General features: G+C 68.4%; 1 pseudogene. It reads right to left on the reverse strand.

Annotation, left to right across the window (positions count from 1 at the left end):
• Nucleotides 1–339 (reverse strand): annotated as a pseudogene (locus ACLZOT_RS50890) (hypothetical protein); the annotation flags it as partial.

Raw genomic sequence — 339 nt, forward strand, 5'->3', positions numbered from 1 at the left:
TCGGGCAGGTCCGCCACGATCTCGTGGACGCGGTGTGGCCGGTTGCGCGTCAGGTCCTTTGCTCGGGCGATGCCCAGGTGCAGTGCCATCTCTTCACCCGTGCTGCGCGGCTCGACCTCAGTGGAAGCCAGATCTGCGGCAAGGTCATCGAAAGCTCGGGCCATCTGTCGCCGCCAGGCTCCGTCTTGGTGCAGTGTCACCGGCGGCAAGGCGCCGAAGAGCCCGCTAGCGCCGCGCCGCAGCCGTTCGTCGCCCAACGCCGTGACCTCCTGCCATGCCTGGTCCGACAGTTCCTGCAGAGCCAGACGCAGTACAGCAGCCGTGCGCGCGGTGAGGACC

Source organism: Streptomyces sp. 4F14, assembly GCF_048159485.1.
Classification (GTDB): Bacteria; Actinomycetota; Actinomycetes; order Streptomycetales; family Streptomycetaceae; genus Streptomyces.